This window comes from Chryseobacterium taichungense (assembly GCF_900109935.1).
Lineage (GTDB): Bacteria > Bacteroidota > Bacteroidia > Flavobacteriales > Weeksellaceae > Chryseobacterium > Chryseobacterium taichungense.
In genome coordinates this window covers 395,257-419,397 of record NZ_FOBV01000002.1, presented here as the reverse complement: position 1 = coordinate 419,397, position 24,141 = coordinate 395,257, and the positions used below count along the sequence as shown (strand labels likewise).

General features: G+C 35.9%; 18 protein-coding genes and 1 pseudogene. 11 read left to right on the top strand and 8 right to left on the bottom strand.

Annotated elements, in window-relative coordinates; all coding sequences use genetic code 11:
- The first annotated feature begins 40 nt into the window (after window positions 1-40).
- The 3 genes from BMW64_RS05465 to BMW64_RS05455 all read left to right on the top strand — a co-directional run bounded on the left by BMW64_RS05465 (window position 41) and on the right by BMW64_RS05455 (window position 3,325).
- A complete protein-coding gene (locus BMW64_RS05465; protein WP_089999006.1) occupies window positions 41-523 on the top strand; it encodes a hypothetical protein in 483 nt (160 codons plus the stop codon).
- Window positions 524-778: 255 nt separating this feature from the next.
- Window positions 779-2,773 (top strand): PAS domain-containing sensor histidine kinase, encoded by a 1,995-nt coding sequence (locus tag BMW64_RS05460; protein WP_089999005.1) that lies wholly within the window; start codon window positions 779-781, stop codon window positions 2,771-2,773.
- Between the two features lie 81 nt (window positions 2,774-2,854).
- Window positions 2,855-3,325: a hypothetical protein gene (locus BMW64_RS05455; RefSeq protein ID WP_089999004.1), complete on the top strand. Its 471-nt coding sequence runs from the start codon at window positions 2,855-2,857 to the stop codon at window positions 3,323-3,325.
- 67 nt (window positions 3,326-3,392) lie between these two features.
- Here the strand turns inward: BMW64_RS05455 and BMW64_RS05450 are convergent, their stop codons facing one another.
- Complete coding sequence (locus BMW64_RS05450; RefSeq protein ID WP_089999003.1) at window positions 3,393-4,709, bottom strand: sensor histidine kinase; 1,317 nt, start codon at window positions 4,707-4,709, stop codon at window positions 3,393-3,395.
- Between the two features lie 100 nt (window positions 4,710-4,809).
- Window positions 4,810-6,152: pseudogene (locus BMW64_RS05445) on the bottom strand (sigma-54-dependent transcriptional regulator).
- A gap of 255 nt (window positions 6,153-6,407) precedes the next feature.
- Between BMW64_RS05445 and BMW64_RS05440 the strand changes: the two are divergent.
- The 7 genes from BMW64_RS05440 to BMW64_RS05410 all read left to right on the top strand — a co-directional run bounded on the left by BMW64_RS05440 (window position 6,408) and on the right by BMW64_RS05410 (window position 16,124).
- Window positions 6,408-7,649: an efflux RND transporter periplasmic adaptor subunit gene (locus BMW64_RS05440; RefSeq protein ID WP_089999002.1), complete on the top strand. Its 1,242-nt coding sequence runs from the start codon at window positions 6,408-6,410 to the stop codon at window positions 7,647-7,649.
- A 17-nt stretch (window positions 7,650-7,666) separates the two neighbouring features.
- Window positions 7,667-8,428: a GIN domain-containing protein gene (locus BMW64_RS05435; protein ID WP_089999001.1), complete on the top strand. Its 762-nt coding sequence runs from the start codon at window positions 7,667-7,669 to the stop codon at window positions 8,426-8,428.
- Window positions 8,429-8,478: 50 nt separating this feature from the next.
- A complete protein-coding gene (locus BMW64_RS05430) occupies window positions 8,479-9,201 on the top strand; it encodes an ABC transporter ATP-binding protein (protein WP_089999000.1) in 723 nt (240 codons plus the stop codon).
- Between the two features lie 73 nt (window positions 9,202-9,274).
- A complete protein-coding gene (locus BMW64_RS05425) occupies window positions 9,275-11,689 on the top strand; it encodes an ABC transporter permease (protein WP_089998999.1) in 2,415 nt (804 codons plus the stop codon).
- Between the two features lie 171 nt (window positions 11,690-11,860).
- Window positions 11,861-14,278: an FtsX-like permease family protein gene (locus tag BMW64_RS05420; RefSeq protein WP_089998998.1), complete on the top strand. Its 2,418-nt coding sequence runs from the start codon at window positions 11,861-11,863 to the stop codon at window positions 14,276-14,278.
- 85 nt (window positions 14,279-14,363) lie between these two features.
- Window positions 14,364-15,650, top strand: coding sequence for a TolC family protein (locus BMW64_RS05415; protein ID WP_089998996.1), 1,287 nt, complete (start codon window positions 14,364-14,366; stop codon window positions 15,648-15,650).
- 69 nt (window positions 15,651-15,719) lie between these two features.
- Window positions 15,720-16,124, top strand: a complete 405-nt coding sequence (locus BMW64_RS05410; protein WP_089998994.1) for a VOC family protein — start codon at window positions 15,720-15,722, stop codon at window positions 16,122-16,124.
- Between the two features lie 47 nt (window positions 16,125-16,171).
- Here the strand turns inward: BMW64_RS05410 and BMW64_RS05405 are convergent, their stop codons facing one another.
- From BMW64_RS05405 to BMW64_RS05380, 6 genes are all read right to left on the bottom strand, one after another.
- The gene (locus BMW64_RS05405; protein ID WP_089998993.1) at window positions 16,172-17,971 is read right to left on the bottom strand and encodes a hypothetical protein; all 1,800 of its coding nucleotides are present in this window, start codon (window positions 17,969-17,971) and stop codon (window positions 16,172-16,174) included.
- A 216-nt stretch (window positions 17,972-18,187) separates the two neighbouring features.
- Entirely contained in the window at window positions 18,188-19,186 is a 999-nt protein-coding gene (locus BMW64_RS05400) for an SDR family oxidoreductase (RefSeq protein WP_089998992.1), read from the bottom strand.
- A gap of 103 nt (window positions 19,187-19,289) precedes the next feature.
- A complete protein-coding gene (locus BMW64_RS05395; RefSeq protein WP_089998990.1) occupies window positions 19,290-19,520 on the bottom strand; it encodes a glutathione synthase in 231 nt (76 codons plus the stop codon).
- Between the two features lie 390 nt (window positions 19,521-19,910).
- On the bottom strand, window positions 19,911-20,129 hold the full coding sequence (locus BMW64_RS05390) for a hypothetical protein (protein ID WP_089998988.1): 219 nt from the start codon (window positions 20,127-20,129) through the stop codon (window positions 19,911-19,913).
- A 112-nt stretch (window positions 20,130-20,241) separates the two neighbouring features.
- Window positions 20,242-20,856 (bottom strand): alpha-ketoglutarate-dependent dioxygenase AlkB family protein, encoded by a 615-nt coding sequence (locus BMW64_RS05385; RefSeq protein WP_089998987.1) that lies wholly within the window; start codon window positions 20,854-20,856, stop codon window positions 20,242-20,244.
- 1 nt (window position 20,857) lies between these two features.
- Window positions 20,858-23,749, bottom strand: a complete 2,892-nt coding sequence (locus BMW64_RS05380) for an AsmA-like C-terminal region-containing protein (RefSeq protein ID WP_228400847.1) — start codon at window positions 23,747-23,749, stop codon at window positions 20,858-20,860.
- 156 nt (window positions 23,750-23,905) lie between these two features.
- On the opposite strand from BMW64_RS05380, the gene BMW64_RS05375 reads away from it, so the two are divergent.
- Complete coding sequence (locus tag BMW64_RS05375; protein ID WP_089998984.1) at window positions 23,906-24,139, top strand: hypothetical protein; 234 nt, start codon at window positions 23,906-23,908, stop codon at window positions 24,137-24,139.
- Window positions 24,140-24,141: the final 2 nt, after the last annotated feature.

The window sequence follows — 24,141 nt, the reverse complement described above, 5'->3', positions numbered from 1 at the left end:
GAAAGTATATTTTACATTAGGGCTTTAATACATTAAAGTTATGGGAAAATTTTATCAGCTTAAGGATATTTACGGAAATGACATCTCGCGAGAGCAAAGTAACGCATTAAAACTATATTTTAAAGAAATATATAGTGAAGATATACTTAAAAAAAGGTACCTGATCGAGGATAAAAACATACGCCACGTACACCATTATCTGGAGCTTGAAGAAGATCTTAAAAGCCTTTTACACGAATATAAAGACTGTAAGGTATCTTTTTATCGTACTTCTTACGAAGGACCTTATCAAATTCAGGAGATAGATCTTTACGACCGCGGTGTTGTAACAGAAAGAACCAAAACATTGAGCAACGATCACAAGATAATTTGTTTTCATGCGATTGATATTTTATCCGGGCATGAGATTCACAGGGAAACAAAAAAATACTGCCATTTACCCAACGGCTCTACATACATGTTTTCTTATGATGATCAGGGACAGTGTATTACGATTGATAATCAATCCTGTAACAAGGTTTAGCAAAATAATACAAAATTGCCAATTCCAAGCCTTAGCTCTGAAGAAACAAAATATTATCAATCTTCAAAACCGTTTATTCCTTCCCTATCTATGGTACCTGAGACCTGTGAAAGTTATCACGATTAGAATATGCTATTCAGATATTTTTAATTTACATTTTCCGTAAATTACATCATTAGATCATTTCAGAATTTTTATAATTTTGAATACACTTTATATGGCATAAAACTGCTTTTGCATATATTTGCTAAATTTATGATTACCGAAGAAAATTCATTCTCCAACAGCTTCAGCTCCGACTTAATCATTCAGGCATTGGCCGCTTCTCCGGCTCCTACATCTATTTATTCAGGTGAAGATATGATCATACGCTTCGCCAATGCAGGCATGCTGGCGCTTTGGGGCAAAGATGCCTCGGTAATAGGTAAACCTCTGATGGATGCAATTCCGGAATTGGAAGGACAACCGTTTTTAGCTTTATTACAGGAAGTCTGGCGCTCCGGAAAAACGTATTCTGTTTCTGATGCTCCTGCAAAACTGATAAAGGACGGAGTGGAAACACTTGATTATTTTGATTATGAATACAGAGCACTTCTCGATGAAAATAAAAAGACATGGTGCATCCTTAATACCGCGCTTGAGGTAACCTCACGCCGGGACTTTCTGCAACGAATACAACAGAAGGAAGAAAAAGAACAGGTGCTGAAAGAGGAAATGGCAGCAACCCTTGAAGAATTGACCTCCACCAACGAAGAACTCAATGATTCAATAAAATTACTTGCCCACAGCAGGGAACATGTTCGGGCTATTATCGAACAGGCTCCTGTAGGAATTACCATGTTAAGCGGACCGGACCAAATAATTGAAATCGCCAATCCGGCAATACTTAAGATCTGGGGACGAAAAGAAGAAGAGGTAATCGGCTATCCACATGAAAGCGTACGACCTGAGTTACGTGGACAACCTGTAAATAAGTGGATTAAGGAAGTTTATGAGAGTGGAAAACCAAAAATTAACAGTGAGTTTCTGGTTAAATTGCATCATCATGGCGGATTAAGAGAAGCTATTGTCAACTCGATATATCAGCCTATTTTTTCCGCTGACGGCAAAATATCCGGTATTCTGATTATTCTTGAAGAAATCACTCAACAGGTTTTAGACAGACGAAAGAATGAAAACGACCAACAAATGCTTGCCCTGGCCATTGAAGCAGGAGAACTTGCTACATTTTATTACCAACCTGACACCAACCTCTTTTCCGGAAATGCGCTCCTAAAAAATTGGTTCGGCCTTTCTTCTGAGGACGATCTGGACCTGTCTTTGGCATTAGAAGTAATTGTACCCGAAGATCGTGAACGCGTAATTTCAGCCATTACAGACTCTCTTAGCAAACATTCTGACGGAAATTATTTTATAGAATACCGAATTAAAAACAGCATAGATATGAAGACCAGGATGTTGCAAGCCAACGGAAGAGTTTTCTATGATGCGCAGGGTAATCCGCTGAGCCTTAATGGCACGCTAAGAGATATTACGGAACAAAAAAAAGAGGAAGAACGAAAAGATGATTTTATGGGAATGGTGAGCCATGAGCTTAAAACACCGCTTACCTCACTTAAGGCTTATCTTCAGATCCTTCAGAGAATGACGGCAAAATCAGAAAATCTTATGCAGCAAAATACCCTTGAAAAATCTTTAAAGCAAGTGGATAATATGAATAGCATGATCAATGGTTTTCTTAATGTCTCACGTTTTGATACCGGACAAATGCATATTGAGAAAACAGTTTTTGATTTCCAATTATTATTCTCGGAAATTGAGGATGAAGTACTTTCAACGATCCACACTCACAAGTTTCTTTTTAAACCATCCGGGTCATTGTCGGTACTGGCAGATCGCGAGAAGATATCGCAGGTAATTCACAACCTGATTGGAAATGCTGTTAAATATTCTCCGATGGGAACAGTAATCACTGTAGAATATTTAAGAACTGGCAATAACAGTTTAAAAATTAATGTCTATGATCAAGGGAAAGGAATTTCACAGGAGGATCGACAGCGGATATTTGAACGCTATTATCGTGTAAAAGATATTCAAAGTGCGTCGATAGCAGGTTTTGGTATAGGACTTTACCTTTGTAAGGAAATTATTCAACTTCATAAAGGTAGTATTGATGTTGAAAGCTCTGAAGATGAAGGTTCCGTTTTCTCATTTGTTTTACCGATTGACGGGACTGGGAATTTTTTGTGATTCCAAATATAGCAGATCGATTTTAAATAGAATTTTCAAAAGAAAATGCTGAATATTCCGTTTAATTCTTAAATTTAGACCATGCAAAAATTTTTTCTTCTTATAATTATCTTATTTTCGCTCATCAGTTGTTATACTTATCAGGTTAAAAAACAGCCAGATATGCCGTCTGACAACAAACAGGAATTTAAAAATGGTGCAACTCTTGCCAATAATAATTCCCCCCAAACGAAAAATACGGCAGCTGAATCAAAAAATGTAAATTCAGAACAAGCGCCGATTCCCATCAATGTTCAGGAGAAACTTAAACCTGGCAAAAATTTTAAAATACACGCCGATGGCAAGACGTATAAAATAATAGTTGACAAATGGGAAAGCGACAGCCTGGTTGCACATGCGGTTCATAATCCTAAAAGAATTCTGAAATTCCATAAGAATCAGATCAACAGCGAGAGAATTGCAGAAAAACGCTTTTCACAGCCCATCGCTGATATTATTACCGTTGTGGTTTATGCAGGTATTGGTGTAGCAATATATTCTCTCATACGATAATCTTGCTTTAAATCGATGGGATTTATACATTTTTGAACAAATGCATCACTAAATCCAGAAATTATAATTATTCCACAAACCAGATCTCAAAACGGCTTCCCTTTTCCAAAGGCCTGTAATTTAAATAACCTTTATGCGCTTCAATAATACTTTTGCTAAGCGTCAAACCAATTCCCGAGCCATTGCTTCTCGTCGTGAAAAACGGAAGGAAAATCTTATTCTGAATTTCCTTTTGGATTCCGATTCCGTTATCCTCCACACTCAGAATAATCCGTTTGTTCTGAGTCTTGATTTCTGTTTTAATGATTCTTTCAACATTATCTGAAACAGCATAAATTGCATTGAGATAGAGATTTATCAAACATCTTTCAATCATTTTTTCATCAGCCGAAATCGTATTATTTTCCAGTAAATTGATGATTTTAATATGATTTTTTTCAAATTCAGGTTTTAAGAAATTAAGCGCTGATTCTACAATCTGAGTTAATGAAATTGTTTTGAAAACAGGTTTCGGAAGTTCTGCAACTTGTCGGTAATCATCCACAAAATTTAATAATTGTTTTGATTTTGAATTGATAATCATCAGGCTTTCCTTCATATCCTGCTGATCTTCCTTTTCTATAATTTCCTGATTTGCAATATATTCCAAATTCTGAATCAGACTATTCACCGGCGTAAGAGTATTCAGAAGCTCGTGCGAAATTACTTTCATCAGATTGTTCCATGCCAGTTTTTCTTTCTGTTCGATAATTTTCTGAACCGATTCTAAACTGATAATACAAAAACGGTGTTTTGCATTCTGAACTTTCTTCGTTCTGAGCGAAAATGATTGTTTCGTATTTTCATTAATTGAAATATCAAAAAATTCCTGAGAGTTTTCATAGTTGGTTTGTTCGATGATTTTATAGAAATCTGAGGCTTTATTTTCATAAAGATTCCATGAATTGTATTTCGGAATCTGAAGGATTTCGAGAAAAACAGGATTTACATAAAAAACTTCCCAATGATTATTCTTTTCGGACAAAATCATTAATCCTATTTCCAGCTGATTCAGAATTTCTTCATATAAAAGCTTGTAAGATGATTGTGAAAGATGCTCTTCTTTGCTTTGATAATAAAGCTTTACGGCATTATCAACCAGACTGTTTTCTTCGGTTTTCGGAAAAAGTGAAAAATCTTTTTTCTGAATTGCTAACAGTAGTTTTTCCGTTTTCTGAACATAAGACAAAGCCGAAGTCTGCGCCATAACAACGCAACCCAAACTCACTAAAGAAAATAAAATACAGTTAATCCACTTGTGCTGTGAATAAAAATCAAAGGCAAAAATTCCGCAGACAATTGAAAGCAGAATGAAGATTAACCAGAATATTTGTTGTTTTTTCATTTTTTTTAAGGGGATGAAGGGCACATGATGTCTTGCAATTCGGAAATTATTCTATACACAATATAAAAAACATCCATCACCTAACATCAAGCACCCGTCTCTATAAACTAAATTTTTCCATTCTTCTGTACAATGCTGCTCTCGATAATCCCAGATCTTCCGCTGCCAGAGAAATATTTCCACGGTGTTTTTTTAAAGCTTTTTTGTCAGTATTTCTTCCATTTCTTCGATATTCAGATTCATAATCGTCTTTTCAGACTCTTCATCCTGAGGCATCAGCAATTTAAGGTTTTTCTCATTGGAAAGAATCACGCTTCTTTCGATGCAGTGGTCGAGTTCACGAATGTTTCCGGGCCACGAATAATGTTTTAATTCTGAAATTAAAGCTTCATTCAAAATCAAATCAGGTTTATGATATTTCTGCTTGTATTTATCCAGAAAATAATCAGCCAAAGTCGGAATATCCTCTAAACGTTCTCTCAGGCTTGGAATGTTTAATTCAACCGTGTTGATTCTATAATATAAATCTTTCCGGAAACGACTTTCTGCAACAGCTTTTTTAAGATTTTCATTAGTTGCAAAAATAAATCTCACATCCAGTAAACGTTCTTTACTCTCCCCTATTCTGGATAATTTTCTGTTTTGAATCAAACTCAATAATTTAGTCTGAAGATGTAGTGGAAGATTCCCGATCTCATCCAGGAAAACAGTTCCATTCTCTGCATTTTCAATTTTACCAGCATAATCCTGATGGGCATCGGTAAATGCTCCTTTTTTATATCCAAATAATTCAGCTTCAAAAAGGTTCTCAGAAAGACTTCCCAAATCGATATGAACAAAAGGTTGATTTTTTCTTTCCGACAATTCGTGAATACGTTCTGCAAGCACATATTTTCCGGTTCCGTTCTCTCCCAACAACAAAACATTGGCATCCGTTGCAGCCACTCTCTCAATCTGGTCCATCACTTCCTGCATCGCCGGAGATTTGGTTTCCAGTTGGTATTGATTGGTTTTGATGCTGACATTTTCCCACTGGCTGAGCTTTTTGTTTTTCCGGGAAATATCAACGGCGAGATTCACGGAAGCAAAAAGCTTATCATTATTCCAGGGTTTCAGAATAAAATCAGAAGCTCCGTTTTTGAGAGCTTCCACAGCCAATTCAACTTCCCCATAAGCCGTCATCAGAATAATCGGGAGCTCAGGCTCAAGGGTTTTAATTTCCTGCATCCAGTACAATCCGTCCTGTCCGTTCTCAAAACCTTTCCGAAAATTCATATCGAGTAAAACAGCATCAATCTGGTGTTCCGACATTAGTTTCAGAATATTTTTAGGCTGACTAAGGCAGCTGACTTCCGTAAAAAATTTCTTGAGCCAGACTCTTGCCGAAAACAAAATGTCCTCGTCATCATCAACAATTAAAATATGGGCTTCTTTTTTTCGCATTTTCTTCTATTGTTTGTCGGTTCATAGTTTTTGGTTGATGGTTGTGATTGCAAAATTTTAAAATATATCAAAACAATTAACTACCAACCGACAACCAACTATTAATTGTCCATTTCCGTACAAAAAGTGTCCGATAATGAACAGTTTTAAAACAGAGAAAATTTAATTTAATCTTATTTACAGAGAGTTACAGTGTTATAAATTCGTGGCATCTGCATTGTGTAATATCCTGTAAGCAAAAGACTTATCTCCATTATGGATACGAAAATAGTAAAAAAGAAATCTAAACTGAAATTTGTCCTTATAATTGTTGCTGTTATTGCAGCGGTTGTGATCTTCGGATGGTATTTCCTGAATCAAAAAAAAACATATAATGTTAAAGCCGAAGATATCACGATTGATGAAGTGACAAAAGGAAAATTCGAAGATATGCTGATGGTAACTGCACAAACACAATCTCTCAATTCTTCCCTTGTAAATGTTATAGAGGGCGGAGCTGTAAAAGAAATATTTGCAGAAGACGGACAAATGGTGACGAAAGGACAACCAATCGCAAGGGTGCATAATCCCAATACAGAATTTAATTACCTGAATCAGGAAACGGGAATCATGCAGCAGATCAGCCAGATGAGGAATTCACTTCTTGAGCTTAAAAATCAGGAGTTTAATCAGGATAAGGAATTATTACAATCTCAAAATGATTATAATACAGCATTGCAGACTTTTAATCTTCAGAAAAGATTGTACGATGCGGAAATCGGAAAGAAAACGGATTATGACATTGCACTACAAAACCTGAATTATCAGAAGCAAAGAAAATCGATTGTGGAAAAAGGTGCTTCTAATGAAAAGGCTTCAAGAAATTCACAAATATCAGCCATTAACAGCTCCATAAGTCAAATGGAAAAAAGCTTAAATATTCTTCGGTCAAACAAAAATAATTTCCTTATTATGTCGCCGGCATCAGGGAGACTTTCATCTTTTACGATTTCGCTTGGGCAAAACCTCACAACAGGAGAAAGCATCGGAAAAGTTGATTTAATGGGTGGTTATAAATTAGTAGCCAAAGTAGATGAATATTACATCAACAAACTCACAACAGGAATCAAAGGAGCATTGGATAATAACGGAAAAGAATATGAAGTTATCATCACAAAAATTCTTCCGGAAGTGAAAGACGGACAATTTTCAGTGGAACTGAATTTCATTGATGCCAAAATTGAAAATTTGAAAATCGGAATGACATTCGGCGTAAAGCTGAAATTATCTGCAGACACGCAAAGTATGATGATTCCGAAAGGAAATTTTTACAAAGACACGAACGGAAAATGGATTTTCGTAGTAAAAGGCAATAAGGCTGAAAAGAGAAATATCAGTATGGGAAGAGAAAATCCTTTGTATTATGAAGTGGTTTCCGGATTGAAACAAGGCGAATCGGTTATTACTTCGGATTACTCTGAGCTGAAGAAATATGAAATTCTTGATATTCAAAAATAAAATTAAAAAATATAACTATGCAAAAACTATTAATACTCCTGATAACAACGATTATTGGACTTATCATGTCTCTCACGACATTTAAAGGTAAAACGATTGAAAACATCAGCGAAACGAAAACTATTCCGCTAAGCCACTTCGAAAACATTGATTCTGATATGATCTTCAACGTGGAAGTGGTGAAATCCAATGAAGAGAAAGCTGTAATCACGAGCAACTATATGCAGTTTGTTGAAATCAGCGTGAAAAATAATACGCTTCATATAGGTTACAAAAGAAACGAGTCGATGAAAAATGTAGAAACAAAAATTGTCATCTTTGCTAAAGATGTGAAATCGGTAAGTGCAAGTACCGGATCAGTTGTAAAAATAAAAAATGTATTTAATATTCAGAAATTCAGCACAGAAAGTGGCGGAAAAATCTTTGGAGATTCTAAGGCCAAAAATATTTCCATTAGCACACAATCTGGTGGTTTTTTCCTGGGAGTTGTAAACACGGATAATCTGGTGCTCAATGCAGAATCCGGAAGCTCTATTGATATCCAGGGAAAAATCGGAGTGGCAACTATCTCATCAGAAGAAGCCTCTAAGATCACTGCAACCAAAACGGATATTTCTATAGCCACCGTGAGTGCAGAATCGGCATCATCCGTAACTTTAAGTGTTTCAAAACAGCTGATTGCTTCGGCAAGTTCTATGGCAACTATCCGCTACAAAACATTGTCCGGGATTAAATTCACGGCGACAAGAGATTCCGGGGGAACGATCGACATGCTTTAAATATAAATGATATCTAAACATAGAATTATAAACGTTAAACTAAATTAAAAATGATAAAAATTCAGAATCTTTCAAAAATCTATAAAACTGAGGATGTTCAAACCAACGCGTTAAACAATGTAAGCCTACAAATCAAAGAAGGTGAATTTGTGGCGATAATGGGACCTTCCGGCTGCGGAAAATCAACTTTCCTTAATATTCTTGGGTTGTTGGACAGCGCTTCTTCCGGCTCATACCAGTTTGAATCTGTTGAAACCATCGGAACTTCTGAAAAGAAAAAATCGGATATCAGAAAGAAAAACATCGGTTTCATTTTCCAGAATTTTAATCTGATTGATGAACTGACGGTTTATGAAAACATCGAATTACCACTGATTTACAATGGTGTTTCTTCCTCGGAAAGAAAAAGAAGAGTGGAAGAAATTATGGAGAAAATCAATATTGCTCATCGGGCAAAGCATTATCCACAGCAGCTTTCCGGCGGTCAGCAGCAAAGAGCAGCCGTTGCAAGAGCATTGGTGACAAGACCAAAATTAATTCTTGCCGATGAACCAACAGGAAACCTCGACAGTTCCAACGGAAATGAGGTAATGAACCTTCTCGCAGAACTTCACCGCGAAGGCTCTACGATTGCAATGGTAACGCACTCTTCCTATGATGCCGGGTATGCTTCCCGAATTGTTAATATGAAAGACGGCGAGATTTTCTCAGAAGAACATTCTTCCCAAAGAAAAGATGTTTTCGAAAAAGCAGATGCAAAAAACTTCGAGTAAGAAAAGCGGGAAGCCGGATGTTTAAATTATTGCATTTAATAACTTCCTACTTCCAACCTAAAAAACTACAATTATGCTAAATAACTGGCTCAAAATTGCCTTCATCAATTATAAAAAGAATTGGCTTTCCACTATCATTAATCTGTTTGGATTAACGATCGGACTGACAGGTTTCATGCTAATTCTCATGCACTGGAATGACGAGGAATCCTTCGAAAAATGGAATCCGAAGAAAGATATGATCTATGGATTTCAGCAGCATAACAAAAAAGAAAACACGTACAGTCCAAGCATTTCTTATCCTATTGCAGAACGTGCGGTAAAAATGATTCCTGAAATTAAGGACTATGTATTGTTTAGTGGTTCTGGAATGGGCTTTAAAATGACAACCAGAAATAAAACCATTTATCAGAAGGATGGAATGAGCGTTTCTCAAAATTTCTTCAATTTCTTTCCATTTAAATTGGTAGCAGGAAGTTTCAAAGATGCTTTAAAAAATGAAAATTCACTTGCCATTTCGACCAAAGCAGCAAAAAATTTATTTGGAAAAACTGATGTTGCAGGAGAAAATGTGAAGTTTGACAATAAGAATTACATTATTACCGCTGTTTATGAATTACCAAAAGGAAACAGTGTGATAAATCCGGAATTTGTAATGTTGGCCTATGAACAGCTGAAGAATGATAAAGAAGCCTGGGGTAATTTTAATTATGGATGCTTCATGATGCTGGACAAAGATGCTGATCCGAAAATTGTTCAGGACAAGTTATTAAAAGACATCTTTGAGTACAGAGCCAAAATAAATGCACAGGGATCAGGCGTGACATCTCAAAAATATCTGGAAATGTACGGTCCCCAGGGAAGTTTACTGACTCCTTTAGGTCAAATGAAACTTCATGGAAAAGCCTATTGGTTTGGCACCGGAGATTTTAAAACCATGATGATTCTCTTTAGCCTTTCTGTATTAATTGTGATTTTGTCAGCCATCAATTTTATTAACCTTAAAACAGCACAAGCTTCTCAACGTGCGAAAGAAATTGGGGTAAGAAAAGCGATTGGAAGCAACAAATCAAAACTTATATTGCAATTTTTATTAGAAACCTTTCTTATTTGCTTTGCCTCTTATGTTTTATCGCTGGCATTAACCGAACTTCTCTTACCGAGCTTTAACAAATTCTTTGACAAGGAAATTGTGATGAATGATTGGCATATTTATTTTTATTCATTCGCAATGGTTTTGGCAGTTACATTGATTTCCGGCTTGATTCCTGCAAAGTATTTGGCCAACTTTAAAGCCATTGAAACGCTGAAGGGAAATTTCGCCAGAAGCAGACACGGAATTTGGCTCAGAAACAGTATCCTTATATTACAATTAATCATCTCATCCTTTTTTATCATTGGCGGTTTGATTGTAAATTCTCAGGTGAATTACATGATGAGTAAAGACCTCGGCATTAATGGTAAACAGGTTTTTCTAGTTTCTTTCAGTGAAAATAATCCTCAACCCTGGCTGAAGTATGAGCGCATTAAAAATGAAATGAAAAAAATAAAAGGTGTTGATGCTGTTTCTTACGGAGAAGCAGTGGCAGGAAGCTACCGTTACAGCAATTCCAATATGGACTATATGGATAAAACGATCTATGCACAGCACGGTTCGATGGATTATGATTATCTTCAGTTTATGGGTGTTAAGCTTCTCAAAGGACGTTGGCTGAATCCTAAATTAGCTTCAGATACAATTAACAACGTTCTGGTAAATGAAACTTTTGTTAAACAGTTCGGATGGACGGATGATCAGGCCTTTAAGAACGAATTCCGTCCGGGTTTTGATGATAAACCATACAAAATTGTAGGAATTGTAAAGGATTTTAATATCAAAAGCTTAAAATCTGAAATTGAGCCTATGGTATTCTTTCATTATCGTGCAACATCCTGGAAGCGATACAATGTTTACAATATCCAATTAAAACTAAAACCAGATGATATACCGGCAACGGTAAAAAGAATTAAAAAATATTGGGAAAGTAATGTAGAACCCGGCTATCCGTTTGAATCCTATTTCATTGATAAGCAATTTGCCAAAACGTTTGAAACTTATCAAAAACAACAGACACTTTTTACCATTCTTAACGCAATGGTTTTAATGGTGGCTCTGTTGGGATTATTCGCTTTGTCTTCGTTGATGATCGAACAGAAGCTGAAAGATGTTGCCATCAGAAAAACGTTGGGCGCATCAGACAAAACCCTGATTATCGGACTGACTAAACAGTTTCTATGGATTACACTGATTGCCGTTTTAATCAGTATTCCAATCAGTTATTACCTAATGAATGAGTGGCTGAAGGATTTTGCCTACCGAATTGATATGCCAGTTTTTCCATTCGTACTAAGTTTGATTTTATTATTGATTCTGACATTTGCTGTGGTAAGCATCAAAGCGTACCAAGCGACAAAAGTAAATCTTGTGAAATATTTAAAATATGAATAAACGAACCCGAAGGGTTCAATATAAATAGCCGCAGGTTAAACCTATGGAAGCTTGTGAAATATTTGAAATACGAATAAGATGGAAGCTAAAAGATGGAAGCTAGAAGTTTTTCCGTACAATAATTAACATCCACCTTCCCTCATCCATCTTCCAACCTAAAAAACTACAATTATGTTAAAAAACTGGCTCAAAATAGCATTCATCAATTACAGAAAAAACTGGCTTTCCACCATCATCAATGTGTTGGGGCTGAGTGTCGGGCTGTGTGTTTTCCTGTTGATATTTATCCATTGGCAGGACGAAAAATCTTATGAACAATGGATTCCGGACAAGGAGAATATCTATTTCGTAGAAAACGGCAATGCTGCCTTTGGAATAATATCCAGCTCCAGCTATCCGGAAATTTTTGTCTCGAAAGAAAAATTTTCCGAGATTGAAGATGCTACGATTCTCAATGATTGGGGAAAGCAGAAACTCAGCTTTGGCGGGAATTCAGCCTATACTTCGGGAACTGCATCGGTAGATTCTTTTTTCAGATTCTTCACTTTCGAAAAGGTGGCAGGAAATTTTCAAAATGCTTTGTCGGACGATGGAAAAATAGCCTTGTCATTGGAAACAGCGCGCCTGCTTTTCGGAGATGATTATCTCAATGCTATTGGAAAATCCATTAAAAATGATTCGAATGAAAAGAATTATGTAGTCACAGCGATTTATAAACTTCCGGAAGGCAACACTGTTTTCAAGCCGGGCTTTATTTACAGAAATCCTTATCTGGAGCAGTCTAAAGACCAGTGGACGAGCTATAGTTACAATGGTTTTTTCAAGGTTAAACCTGGAACGGACATCCAAGTGCTGGAACATAAATTGTCAAAACAGATGCAGGAACAGGACAAAATTTCAGCCAAAGAATTTGGTTATAAGACAGATGATAAAAAGCAGACAGCGGTCTATCTGACGCCAGTCAGCAAGATGAAACTGGATGCCAGAAGTGACGGCATCAGCAAAGGCGACAAAAAATCGATTATGATTCTGCTGGGATTATCTGTTTTGATTTTAGCCTTGTCGGGAATCAATTTAATTAATCTTAAGACCGCTCAAGCCTCTCAAAGGGCGAAAGAGGTTGGTGTAAGAAAAGTAGTGGGAAGTTCAAAAACAGCTTTGGTTTTACAGTTTTTGCTTGAGACTTTTATGATTTGTCTGGTAGCTTATGTAGTTGCTTTTGCAATGGTGGAGCTGCTCCTGCCTTCTTACAACAAATTCCTAAGCAAAGATATTAAGCTAATTGATCCGAATCTCTTTATTTACACAGGATTATTACTGATAGTCTTTTCATTGATTTCAGGATTGATTCCGGCACTTTATCTGTCGAATTTCAAGCCGATCAATACACTGAAAGGTAATTTCGCTAGAAGCAAAAACGGAATTTGGTTAAGAAATTCTATCCTGACCTTGCAATTGATCATCTCATCATTTTTCATCATCTGCTCATTGATAATCCATGCTCAGGTCGGCTATATGATGAATAAGGATTTGGGGTTCAAAGGCGACCAGGCAATTCAGATTAATTTCAAAAAAGGAAGCTGGGAAAATAATTTCAATGTCAATAAATATAAAAGACTGAAAGCGGAACTGGCAAGGATTCCCGGAGTAAAGGACATTACAGGTTCTGTTAATTCGATAGGAAATGGAACTGCCAATGCCTCAATTGTAAAATTGTCTACAGATACGACCAAAACAGCTCAGACAATGCTTGGCGGTATTGATGAGAATTTTCTGAAATTCTATAAAGTGAAATTTGTTTCCGGAAGGGATTTGGATTGGAAGAAAGCTTCCGACACCATTAATGGTGCTGTGGTCAACGAAACTTTTGCCGGTAAATTGGGATACAATCCGAACACAGCTTTGGGAAAAGAATTTTTCACCGGTTGGGATGGTAAGAAAAAATATAAAATTCTTGGCGTGGTAAAAGATGTCAATTACAGCGGTGTAAACCAGCCTGTGGAGCCGATTGTTTACTTCAACTATGACAGAAACTGGGTGAAGAATAATATGAACAATCTACAGATCAAAGTTTCTGAAAATGACATCAACGGAACGTTGGAACGCATCAAAGAATTCTGGACCACAAAAGCGGAACCCGGCTATCCTTATGATTTTGAATTTGTAGATAAGCAATTTGCCAAAACATTTGAAAAATTTCAGAAACAACAAACACTTTTCACAATTCTGAATATTGTCGTTCTTGTGATCGCATTGTTAGGGTTATTTGCTTTATCATCATTATTAATTGAACAGAAATTAAAAGATGTCGCCATCAAAAAAACGTTGGGTGCAGACGAGAAAACAATTGTCTGGGACTTAACCAAAAGATTTCTGTTGATTTGTGTCCTTGCCGTTTTTATCAGTATTCCATTCGGTTACTATGCAATGAATGAGTGGTTGAAAGATTTCGCTTACAGAATTGACATGCCAGTCTGGCCATATGTTTTGAGTCTGGTTTTATTATTAATTCTGACGTTCATAGTCGTTAGCTTCAAAGCATACCGCGCTACAAAAATCAATCTTGTGAAATACCTAAAATATGAATAAAGCTGGATGATGAAAGCAGAAAGTTTTTTATAAACGACAATCAAACTTCCATCTTCCAGCATTCCTCATCCAACCGTATAAAACAATGAAAAAACTATTCTTCATATTATTTATCAATTTTCTTTCAGCCCAGGAAAGCTGGACGCTGAAACAATGCCTGGATTATGCTGCCGCTAATCACCCTTCAGTAATGAAATCAACGGTGAATGTCCGCAAAAATGAAAGAGAAATTTCTGCTGCCAAAGGAATGCTGCTTCCGTCTGTAAATGCCGGAGTAAGTCATAATTATGGCTTCGGATCTTCTATTAATCAGAATACTAACCAGAGAGAGGCTATTAATACACAATATGACCAGATCTATGCACAAGCCAACTGGGAACTGATGAACTGGAGAAATTACCTTACCATTTCTCTTTCTAAAATTAACAAGGAAAGCTCGGTTTACAAAATGAAGCTGGCTCAGAATGAGGTTAAAATGAATGTGATTATGATGTTTTTCGCCTATCAGAACAGTAAAAGCTGGCTGGAGGTTTTGGAAACTCAGCTTTCTGGAATTGAAGACCAGATCAAACGTACTGAAAAGGAGGTCGAAATAGGAAATCGTCCGAAAAGTGATATTTATGATATCAAAGCCAACCTTGGAACAATGCAGGAACAATGGGTGACAGCTAAGAATTCCAGGGACCTTTCAAAAATCAATCTGCTGAATGCACTAGCGATTACAAAAGACACGCTTGATTTTACCATGACTGAAGAGCATCTTATTGATTCAAATTTTAATGACCGCAATTTTGTTCAGAACCTTTTAGAAAAAAATCCGGCTTATCAGTCTGTTTTAAAGGAAATTCAGGCACAACAGAAAAATGTAGATATTGCAAGATCAGCATATCTGCCGACCCTGAACGGTTCTTATACCTGGTCAAGCTTTTACAATAAAATTTTAGGACAACCCGCTGCTGATTTTTCAGAACAGATAAAACTTAATAAAAATCAACAATTATCTTTTGGGCTCAATATTCCGGTTTTCAACAAATTACAGGTAAAGAATAATGTAGAGATCGCCAAACTGAATGTCATTAATTCCAATTATGATAAAGACATTATTATTAATGATTTAACAAAAAGTATCAATTCCATTAAAGCACAATTTTTGAATGCCCAGGAAAAATACAACCTGCTTTCAGCCAACTTCGAAAATCAAAAGTTATCATTCCAAAAATCTGAAGAAAAATATAAGGAGGGACTGATGGATGCCTACACTTTTTTCCTGGTAAGAAACAACTGGCTACAGGCTAATTATAACGTAATCAGCAGTAAAAATGATGTTATGCAGCAGACTGAACTGCTTAGGGTTTTAGAAAACGGATTGTAAAATTTAATTATTCCTGACATACTGTTGTCGCAACTCCATTTTACCTTTGTATTAATAATATAACAAAAAATGAACAAGACAAATTTAGTATCATTAAGAATAATTACTTCCGACATTAAAAGATTGGTAAAATTCTATGAACAGGCGACAGAAGCGACAGCCAAATGGTCAACAGATGACTTTGCAGAAATACTATCAAATTCTTTTACTCTGGCCATTGGAAGTAACCGAACCTTAGCTTTTTTTGGAGAAGGAACCGCCGAGCCTGCTGCTAACAGAAGTGTAATCATAGAATTTCTCGTAGAAAATGTAGACGATGATTATGAAAGGATTAAAGATTTAACCCATGAAATTGTTCAAAAACCGACCACAATGCCTTGGGGTAACAGATCATTATTGTTCCGGGATCCGGATGGGAATCTGATTAATTTTTTCACTCCTGTAAATGAACAAGCGAAAAATAAATTTGCATAGAGTGATAAAAAAAAACAACCTTCAAAATTATTGAAGGTTGTTTGATCTTATTTTTCAGGAATTTCGATCTTGGAAATCAAAATTTTACTGTGCTGTAAATGACATTTGATATTGAGATCTTTTTTGAAAAAATCCGTTTTTTGCAGTAAATTTTCATAATAGTCGATCCCTTGTAAAAGATTTTCCTTAAAAACTTTCCATTTTTTTATCTGGCCTGTAGTGAAATTTCCACGCCATTCTTCAATCTCATTTTTAAGATAATCTATATACATTTTCAATTCATTAATAAAAATATTAGGTCTGCTTTTGTGTGAAATAACATTGGCTTTCCCGTAAATATGCTTTACCATTTCAGAAAGTGAAATTTCCTTATCAAAATACGCCAGGTTTGGTCCGGGGCAGATTACAACACCTTGTTTTTCACCTTTTATTTCCAGTCCGTTTTCGAGATATGCTGAATTTACAAGTCCTACACAAAGGCAGGCTTTTTCAGTGATCTTTTCTTTTTTCTTAGAATAAGCTTCAGGTGAAATTGTATTTTTTTCAGCTCTAAGTTCCTCCAACTTTAGATCCTGATATTTTTTTGAGGCAGTACAAATTCCTTCCGGTGAATATTCTTTGCTTAATGCCAGCAGTTTTTTCGGGCAGGAACTACCAAAACGGTTTTTAGCTTGTTTCTGATGCCTGATCATTTCATTGGACGATCCTTTAACCGTATTAAAAGGTACTCCAAGCGGTGAGAGATGACTGATATAAAAATCTTTTTCTTTCGATTCCAAAAGAAGTTTTCGTGTCTCCTGATCTACAGATGTAGCTTCCGGAACGAGCAGGAAAGGCGATCCCCAACCGACACTGTCAACATGATAAGTATTAAGAAGAAATTCATGCTCTTCGGCTGTTCCTACTCCACCCTGCACGGTTATTTTCATATCCAATGGCTTTGTAACCGTACATTTTCCCTTCTGTTCCAATGCTTTAATCATCAGTAGATGCGAAGATTCAACAAGCTCATGTTTTTTATGTTTAAATTCTTCGAGAATTGGGCCCAGCAATAAGCCTTCGGTCGCAAAAGCGTGTCCGCCACAGTTTAGTCCGGATTCAATTCTGTATTCTGAAACCCAAAGTCCCTTTTTAGCCAAAAAATTCCCCTGAATCATCGCCGAACGGAAATCACTGACCTTTAGGATAATTTTCTTTTTAATATTTCCGTTTTCATCCGGATAAAAATCGTCAAATTCTTCTATATAACTGTACAACCGGGGATTCATTCCTGCAGAAAGAACCATGGAAGACGACAATCTGCTTTTGGCAAAACCACGTAACGAAGCATGCGCATCATTGTATATGACGGGCAATTGCTGATGATTTTTAAAATTGTCCTTATCTACCTTAGTCATAATATTGACGTCAATATTTCCGGGAGAAAGGTGTTTTTCGATAAAGCCTTTAATAGATAAAGTAATACCCTCTTTTTGGGTAAGGAAATTCTGTAATCCGGTTTTTACTTCTGAGGTACCGGGAAGCATTTCCACAAAATTCATCAGTGCTGTTTTGTTCTTTGAAATCTCTTCTTTAAAGGCTTCGAACTTTTCATTAACGATATCATCCAGCATGTCAAGATATGCGGTGATCCTTTTTGCACGGTAGTCTTCCACCCTGGTGGAAATACTTGTGTAATTCAGGTTGAATTTTGTACTGTAAAAATTTTTCATTTTCTCTATAATCTCATCATCGATTATAGAAACTACGGATGAAATACCGTATTGCGCTACACGGATAGGACTGTCTATCGTATAAGCCAATCCCATAACGGGAATATGGAAATTGTGCAAAGGCTTTTTGATCATTTTTATATTGATTAAAATAATTTTTTACCTCTAAATTCCCATCAACTATTCACTGGCACAAAAGTATAAGTTTAAAATTAATTATGCATACAATAACAGCTAATTTATTCATAAATGTTTAAAATCATTTTACATAAAAAAGTTTCCGGGCAAATCTTCGATTTGCCCGGAAATTTCCCTGTATGCTATTTATAAATCTCTTGTAATATTTAATCTTTATTCTTCACTTCCGGAAGATTTTACTTTAAGAAACATGTAAGCAAGTCCCAATCCTAGTCCGGCCAGTACTGCTAATCTTGTCTTTTTTGACGGAACAGGCAACATCGTTTCCCCATAAATTTTGTGTGGCTGAGTTGAAGGTTCTAAAACATTTCCTGAGTCTGAAGGAGCATTTTTTAATTTCATCATTAGTCTCATTCCGGCTGAAGCGGTATTAATAACAGGTTTTGGAAATAACCTGTACATTCCTGTTAAGAGTTTTGAAGTAACATCCGGAAACATGTCTTTTTGAGGATTTTTTGCCAGTTCGACAAATTTCGCAGCTGTATCTCTGGGATCCGCAGCAAAAGGCGGAATTTTAAAATCCAGACCGGAAAACTTCGCCGAATGCATATTTCCGGTGGATCGTTGTATTTGTGGGTAAAGATTACAGATATAGACATTAGGGAAATCTGAAATTTCACCATGAAGACATTCCATCATCCCACGGATTCCAAATTTTGTGGCAGAATAGACTGCGCTGTAAGGAGCCGGCATGAATCCGCCTATCGAAACATTGTTAATCAGCACCCCTTCCTCCTGTCTTTTAAAAATCGGCAAAACACTGTAAGCACCATGCATGTAGCCGAAAAGATTGGTTTTAATGACCTGCTCGTTTACATCCATCGGGATTTCCTCAAACTTTCCACTTGCCATTACCCCTGCATTATTGATCCAAATATCGATTCTGCCATTGAATTGTAATGCTTTATTCGCCAGGTTCTGAACATCTGCAGCGATTGATACATCAGTTGGTACCGCCAGTGCGGCAACGCCCAGATCTCGGCATAAATCTACCGTTTCATCCAGCGCTTCTTTCCCTCTTGCGGCGACTACTATATTGCAGCCTTCCAGGGCAAACGCTTCGGCAGCAGCTCTTCCTACTCCACTGCTTCCTCCGGTGATCACTACTGTTTTTCCTCTAAGGCTTTGTTGAATTTCATTATTGGATTTCATTTTGCAATTGGTTTTGGTTAGTTATCTATAACGAACCTATTATTATGCCATAAGCGAATTTATATGGCAAAATAAAACCCGAAGATTATTCGGGTTTTACAGTTTATTCATCAAAAATTACTCTTCCGTTGAATGGCTCACTCCAGCATACAAAAATGCTGTCGTCATGTCTTCTGATTTCAGCCTGAAGTGTTTCATATTCGCCATTGTCATTTTCTCTTTCAACAATTAAGTCAGAACCTATACCAATATTTCCTTTCCGGAATTCAACCTGATATTGTTTAGAACCTTCATCCTTTACAAAATCTTCTTTTCTAAAATTTCTATGTGCCATAATTTATTTTTAGTTTGGATAAAGAATAAACTGTGCCAAGAATGAAGATTATTATTTTTTCTTAAAATATCATAAATACTATTAAAAATATTCTACCATTAGATTTTATGGCATAATATTTTAATACTAATTAATACTCATGTTTAATTTGAGTTTTCATGGTTATTAGTTTTTATCCTCAGTTTTCTGAGGATTTTTTGTTTTTAGAAAGAATCTGTTGTTGATGTGTTAAAAATTGTATTTTAAACATTCAATATGCTACTGTTTTCTGTTAAATGTCATTCATTTTAAATCGAAAATTTAATTTTTCTCTATAAATTTGTTTACATTCAACAAAAAAAGAGCAGCTTAAAAAAAACTGCTCCTATTTATACCGATCTGTTGTGTTGTTTAGATAGCGTACGCTCCTTTATTTTGAAAAACATTGATTCCTTCAATTTTATCTTTCTGAATATTGTAAATCATTTCAACTGTAAAATGTGAAATTTCATAAAGAACATATCGTAGTGTATTAACGGTTCTCTCATTCATGACGCGTCCTTCATTCATCACTAAACTGAATTGATCCTGATTAGGCATATTTTTAAAATCGTAATAAGAAATATTCATAGCTGATGTTTTTAATACTTTGGTTATCAATAGACAATTTCTTTGCCAAATTATGTTAAAGAATATTTTATTTTATATTTTATGGTATTAAATAAATAATTATTACTATTTATCAATTAATCTCACGGATTAACCTGAACGTCAGATTGATTCTCGGCTTCATTTTCCGGGATGATTTGGCAATCCGGTGTTCCCAATGCATCTGCAGATCACCTTTCATGATTAACAATGAACCATGATTTAAAGCAATGCTGTATTTCTTTTGGTGGTTATCAACTTTTCTGAAATCGAAATTTCTTACCTGCCCCAAACTTACGGAAGCAATGACAGGACGATTTCCAAGTTCACTTTCCTTATCACGATGCCACGCCACTGAATCATTTCCATCGCGATACAAATTGAGAAGAACAGAATTAAATGTATAACCTGAGTATTTTTCAATCTTTTCTTTTAAAGTAAATAATTCCGGTGACCATTCATTGACAGTAAAATCATTGTTTCCCAAATGATACATTTTATTGCTGTCGCCGTACCATGCCGTTAAACGTGGAGTCAGTACCGTTTTGTCGTACATTTTCTGTGTATTCTGCTTCCAGGGTGTTGAAAGCATCAGATTTTCCTGCAGTTCTGTTGCTTCCTCATCTGTTAAAAACTGATCGGTATACTCTAAAAGTTCTTCCGGAAACTCATAATATTCATCTGAACCGAATAGACTTAACTGGCTCATTTTATTTTTCCTTTAAATCTTTAGTAATCTGCTTTTCAGCATTTTTTGCCCGCTGTTCCTGCGCTTCTTTTTCTTTACGCTGTTGCCTTTTCGTTTTTCTTTCGGCTCTTCGTTCCTCTCGGATAACTTTATTAAGTTTCCTGTTGTAGGCTGCATCCAGAATGCCCTGACCTTTTTTACTGAAAATTTTAATCTTTGGATTTTCATGTGTTCCGGTCACCACAATCGGAAATCCAATGATGCCACCCGGAAGAATTCCAATTCTGACCCTAAGATCAAGCAGTCCGTTGAAACTTGTTGTTCCGCTAATGCTTGGCCTTAGAATGGAAACTTTGAAGGTGAATTTATCCACATGAATAAGATTATTTTTAATATGGGTTTCAATATTCACACCTTTCATATCCGGATTATTGAATGCTTTTGCACCGATATTATCTCCAACTGCAGAAAGCATTTTTAAATTTTTAACTTCAACATCCCGAAGATTGACAATACCCCCACCCTCAAGCGATGGATAAATAGGCTTCATATTTTTGTCAAAGTCTCCTTTTAATTTATAATCAATGGATACAATTCCTTTCACATTTTTGGCGGCAGTTGCCATTTCCCTCACCATATCAATTTCCTTATAAGCCCGCTGAACATCAAAATCCAATACCTTCAGCGCAATATCATAGTTAGCTGTAAGCGGAGATTCATCCTGATATCGTGCATCAATATTCATCTTACTTCCGATAATGTCAAACGATGTATTTTTAAGATAAACCTGACCTTTATCTACAGAAGCCTGACCTTTAAGATGGTTTAAGCCTAATCCTTTAAACTCTACTTTCCTAATATTGGTTTGCAGGGAAACATCCAGGTTTTTTGGAATGATTACTACCCCACTGCTTTTTGGATTTTCTACTTTGGCATATTCTACGTCAATTGATTTTTTTGAATTATCTCCATTTTTTAAAGCCATGAATTCATCAACAAGAACATAATTGGAATTCAACGTGAATTTCCCGTGGAGCGTCCCTTTTCTTTCAATAAAATAATTAATTGTATTTAAAAGATAACCATTTAATGCAAAATCAGATTTTCCATAGGTAGCAAGAAACTTAGTAAACCACATTTTTTCATTTTCAAAACGGAAGTTCCCTTCTTTGATAAAGAATGATTTGGGTAAAAATTCGGTGGTCGCCTTTATATTTTTTAAAATTAAAGTTCCTTTATTGTCCAGCTTGCTGTACTGGCCTGTCGTAGCATAGCTTTGTCTTCCGTTTAACGAAAGATCCGCCATTATTAGTCCGCTGACATCAAAACCTTTTCTGGCAAAAACACGATAGATTCTTCCAACATTTAAAACCCCTTTTGCCCTTACTTTATACAAAACATCTTCAAAATTCTGAAGGTCTGCATTCACAAATACAGGATTACCTTCGAAATCAAACTTGAAAGGATTGAGCTTCACACCAAGACTTTTAAATGTTCCGTCTGTATTGATGATATTCGCTACAATATTGATATTCTGAATAGGATTCGGATAATATTTTGTTTTAAGCCATCCATTTTTGAGATTCAGGTAACCATTTGTCTTTGGAAATAATTTTTTATCAAGACTGAAAATTCCATTCGCTTTAATATTGGTATTCATTAAACCGCGAACATCGATATCCTTCAGTCCTAATGCCTGATCAAGAGTTTGAAGATCAACAGCGCCCTTTATATCAGCATTTACCGGCATTTCGTTTAAACCTTTTGTTTTAACTACGGCTTTAAAGCTGTTGTTCGGTCCAAGATCAAAACCTAAATTTTTAAGATCAATCGCCAGCTGATTGGTATCAAGTGAAGGCAGATCTACATTAAGGTCCATATTAAGGTTGTTCATCGGGACCGGTGCTTTTCCATTGGAAACAAAACCGTCTGATACCAGTAATCTTGCTTTAAGTCTTGGCTTAAGATTCTGTTGTTCACTAAATCGGCCTTTCAGATTGAAAAAAAGATCACTATTCCCTTCAATTTTGGTATCTTTTGCCCAATCAAGATACTGTGGCGGAAGAATGGAGATCATATCACGAATGGTCGTTTTTTCTGAAGCAGCATTGATATCCAGGTTATATCCGTCTTTCAGAATACTCAAGAAGCCTGTAAATTTCAGCGGCAGATCGTTGATTCTTAATTCATTTTTCCTTAAAACAAAAGTCAATGCATTGGTGTTGATTCTTGTTATAAGGTCAGCATGTACCGTTTTCTGTTTTGCATAATAAATCCTGTTAAGACTAAAATCAATTTTATTAATATCCAGATTGGTTTCCAGATCGAAAATATCTTCACTAAGTCCGCCCCTTCCAGTATAATTAAGGCCTTTGGCATCTACCAGAATTTTTGCAGAATGATCTCTGTATGTAATATTCCAGTTCTTAAGTTTAATAAGATCAAGTTTTATAGAAGTTCCTGAACCGGTCGTATCCTTAGGCTTTTTGGAGGGCTTGGAAACATAGACATTGTAATTTGCCTCTCCCTTACTGTTGACAAAAACATTTCCATAGGCATTGGTAACGTAGATTTCATCGATCTTTACTTCACGGTCAAATATTAAATTTTTAAGATTGATTCCTACCGCCACTTCCCTTGCCGCCAATAAAGTATCGTTCTGGAAAGGCTTTGAACCTTTCAGTAAAAAATCATCTACAGAAACAGTAAGCGACGGGAAATGCCTGAAAAACGTAAGATGTGTTTTTCTGTAATCCAGCTTTCCTGCAAGATGTTGATTGGCAAATATTTTTACCTGCTCCGAAATCGTTCCCGGAAACAGAATGGGGATAATAAACATTAAAAAAAGAATGGATGTTATTGAAATACCCACCCACTTCAGAATCTTTAGAATTATTCTTTTAAACCGTTTCATCAGCATGTAATTTGAGTTTAATAAATTACACTTATCTAAAATCACGCCACAGAAACTAAAATAATTTTATAGGAATACCATAAAGGTTTAATTATTATACAAAAATAACCGGGATGGCATAATTTATTCATTAGCCAAAAAATTAAAAATAGTAATATGAATTTCAAAGAAGCTAAAGAACATAAAAAAGAATCACTGAAAAATGCTGATGAATCGGTGTTAAATCTTTTTCATGTAGTCATCACCCCTTCCAACACAGATGAAAGTGCAAAATTTATTGAAGATTTCCTGAAGTCTCCGGAATCATTTAACGATGAAAGCTGTAAAAAATATTGCTCTGACGGGAATTATGAAGTAGTAAGCTTCAAAAAAGAAAATAGCAACGAATAGTT

What these genes read in the sequence shown, in the direction of transcription:
- BMW64_RS05395 (WP_089998990.1), bottom strand. Translation starts at nt 19,520, where the DNA reads ATGGCACATAGAAATTTTAGAAAAGAAGATTTTGTAAAGGATGAAGGT.
- BMW64_RS05465 (WP_089999006.1), top strand. Translation starts at nt 41, where the DNA reads ATGGGAAAATTTTATCAGCTTAAGGATATTTACGGAAATGACATCTCG.
- BMW64_RS05415 (WP_089998996.1), top strand. Translation starts at nt 14,364, where the DNA reads ATGAAAAAACTATTCTTCATATTATTTATCAATTTTCTTTCAGCCCAG.
- BMW64_RS05450 (WP_089999003.1), bottom strand. Translation starts at nt 4,709, where the DNA reads ATGAAAAAACAACAAATATTCTGGTTAATCTTCATTCTGCTTTCAATT.
- BMW64_RS05460 (WP_089999005.1), top strand. Translation starts at nt 779, where the DNA reads ATGATTACCGAAGAAAATTCATTCTCCAACAGCTTCAGCTCCGACTTA.
- BMW64_RS05405 (WP_089998993.1), bottom strand. Translation starts at nt 17,971, where the DNA reads ATGATCAAAAAGCCTTTGCACAATTTCCATATTCCCGTTATGGGATTG.
- BMW64_RS05435 (WP_089999001.1), top strand. Translation starts at nt 7,667, where the DNA reads ATGCAAAAACTATTAATACTCCTGATAACAACGATTATTGGACTTATC.
- BMW64_RS05425 (WP_089998999.1), top strand. Translation starts at nt 9,275, where the DNA reads ATGCTAAATAACTGGCTCAAAATTGCCTTCATCAATTATAAAAAGAAT.
- BMW64_RS05420 (WP_089998998.1), top strand. Translation starts at nt 11,861, where the DNA reads ATGTTAAAAAACTGGCTCAAAATAGCATTCATCAATTACAGAAAAAAC.
- BMW64_RS05410 (WP_089998994.1), top strand. Translation starts at nt 15,720, where the DNA reads ATGAACAAGACAAATTTAGTATCATTAAGAATAATTACTTCCGACATT.
- BMW64_RS05430 (WP_089999000.1), top strand. Translation starts at nt 8,479, where the DNA reads ATGATAAAAATTCAGAATCTTTCAAAAATCTATAAAACTGAGGATGTT.
- BMW64_RS05400 (WP_089998992.1), bottom strand. Translation starts at nt 19,186, where the DNA reads ATGAAATCCAATAATGAAATTCAACAAAGCCTTAGAGGAAAAACAGTA.
- BMW64_RS05375 (WP_089998984.1), top strand. Translation starts at nt 23,906, where the DNA reads ATGAATTTCAAAGAAGCTAAAGAACATAAAAAAGAATCACTGAAAAAT.
- BMW64_RS05440 (WP_089999002.1), top strand. Translation starts at nt 6,408, where the DNA reads ATGGATACGAAAATAGTAAAAAAGAAATCTAAACTGAAATTTGTCCTT.
- BMW64_RS05380 (WP_228400847.1), bottom strand. Translation starts at nt 23,749, where the DNA reads ATGAAACGGTTTAAAAGAATAATTCTAAAGATTCTGAAGTGGGTGGGT.
- BMW64_RS05385 (WP_089998987.1), bottom strand. Translation starts at nt 20,856, where the DNA reads ATGAGCCAGTTAAGTCTATTCGGTTCAGATGAATATTATGAGTTTCCG.
- BMW64_RS05455 (WP_089999004.1), top strand. Translation starts at nt 2,855, where the DNA reads ATGCAAAAATTTTTTCTTCTTATAATTATCTTATTTTCGCTCATCAGT.
- BMW64_RS05390 (WP_089998988.1), bottom strand. Translation starts at nt 20,129, where the DNA reads ATGAATATTTCTTATTACGATTTTAAAAATATGCCTAATCAGGATCAA.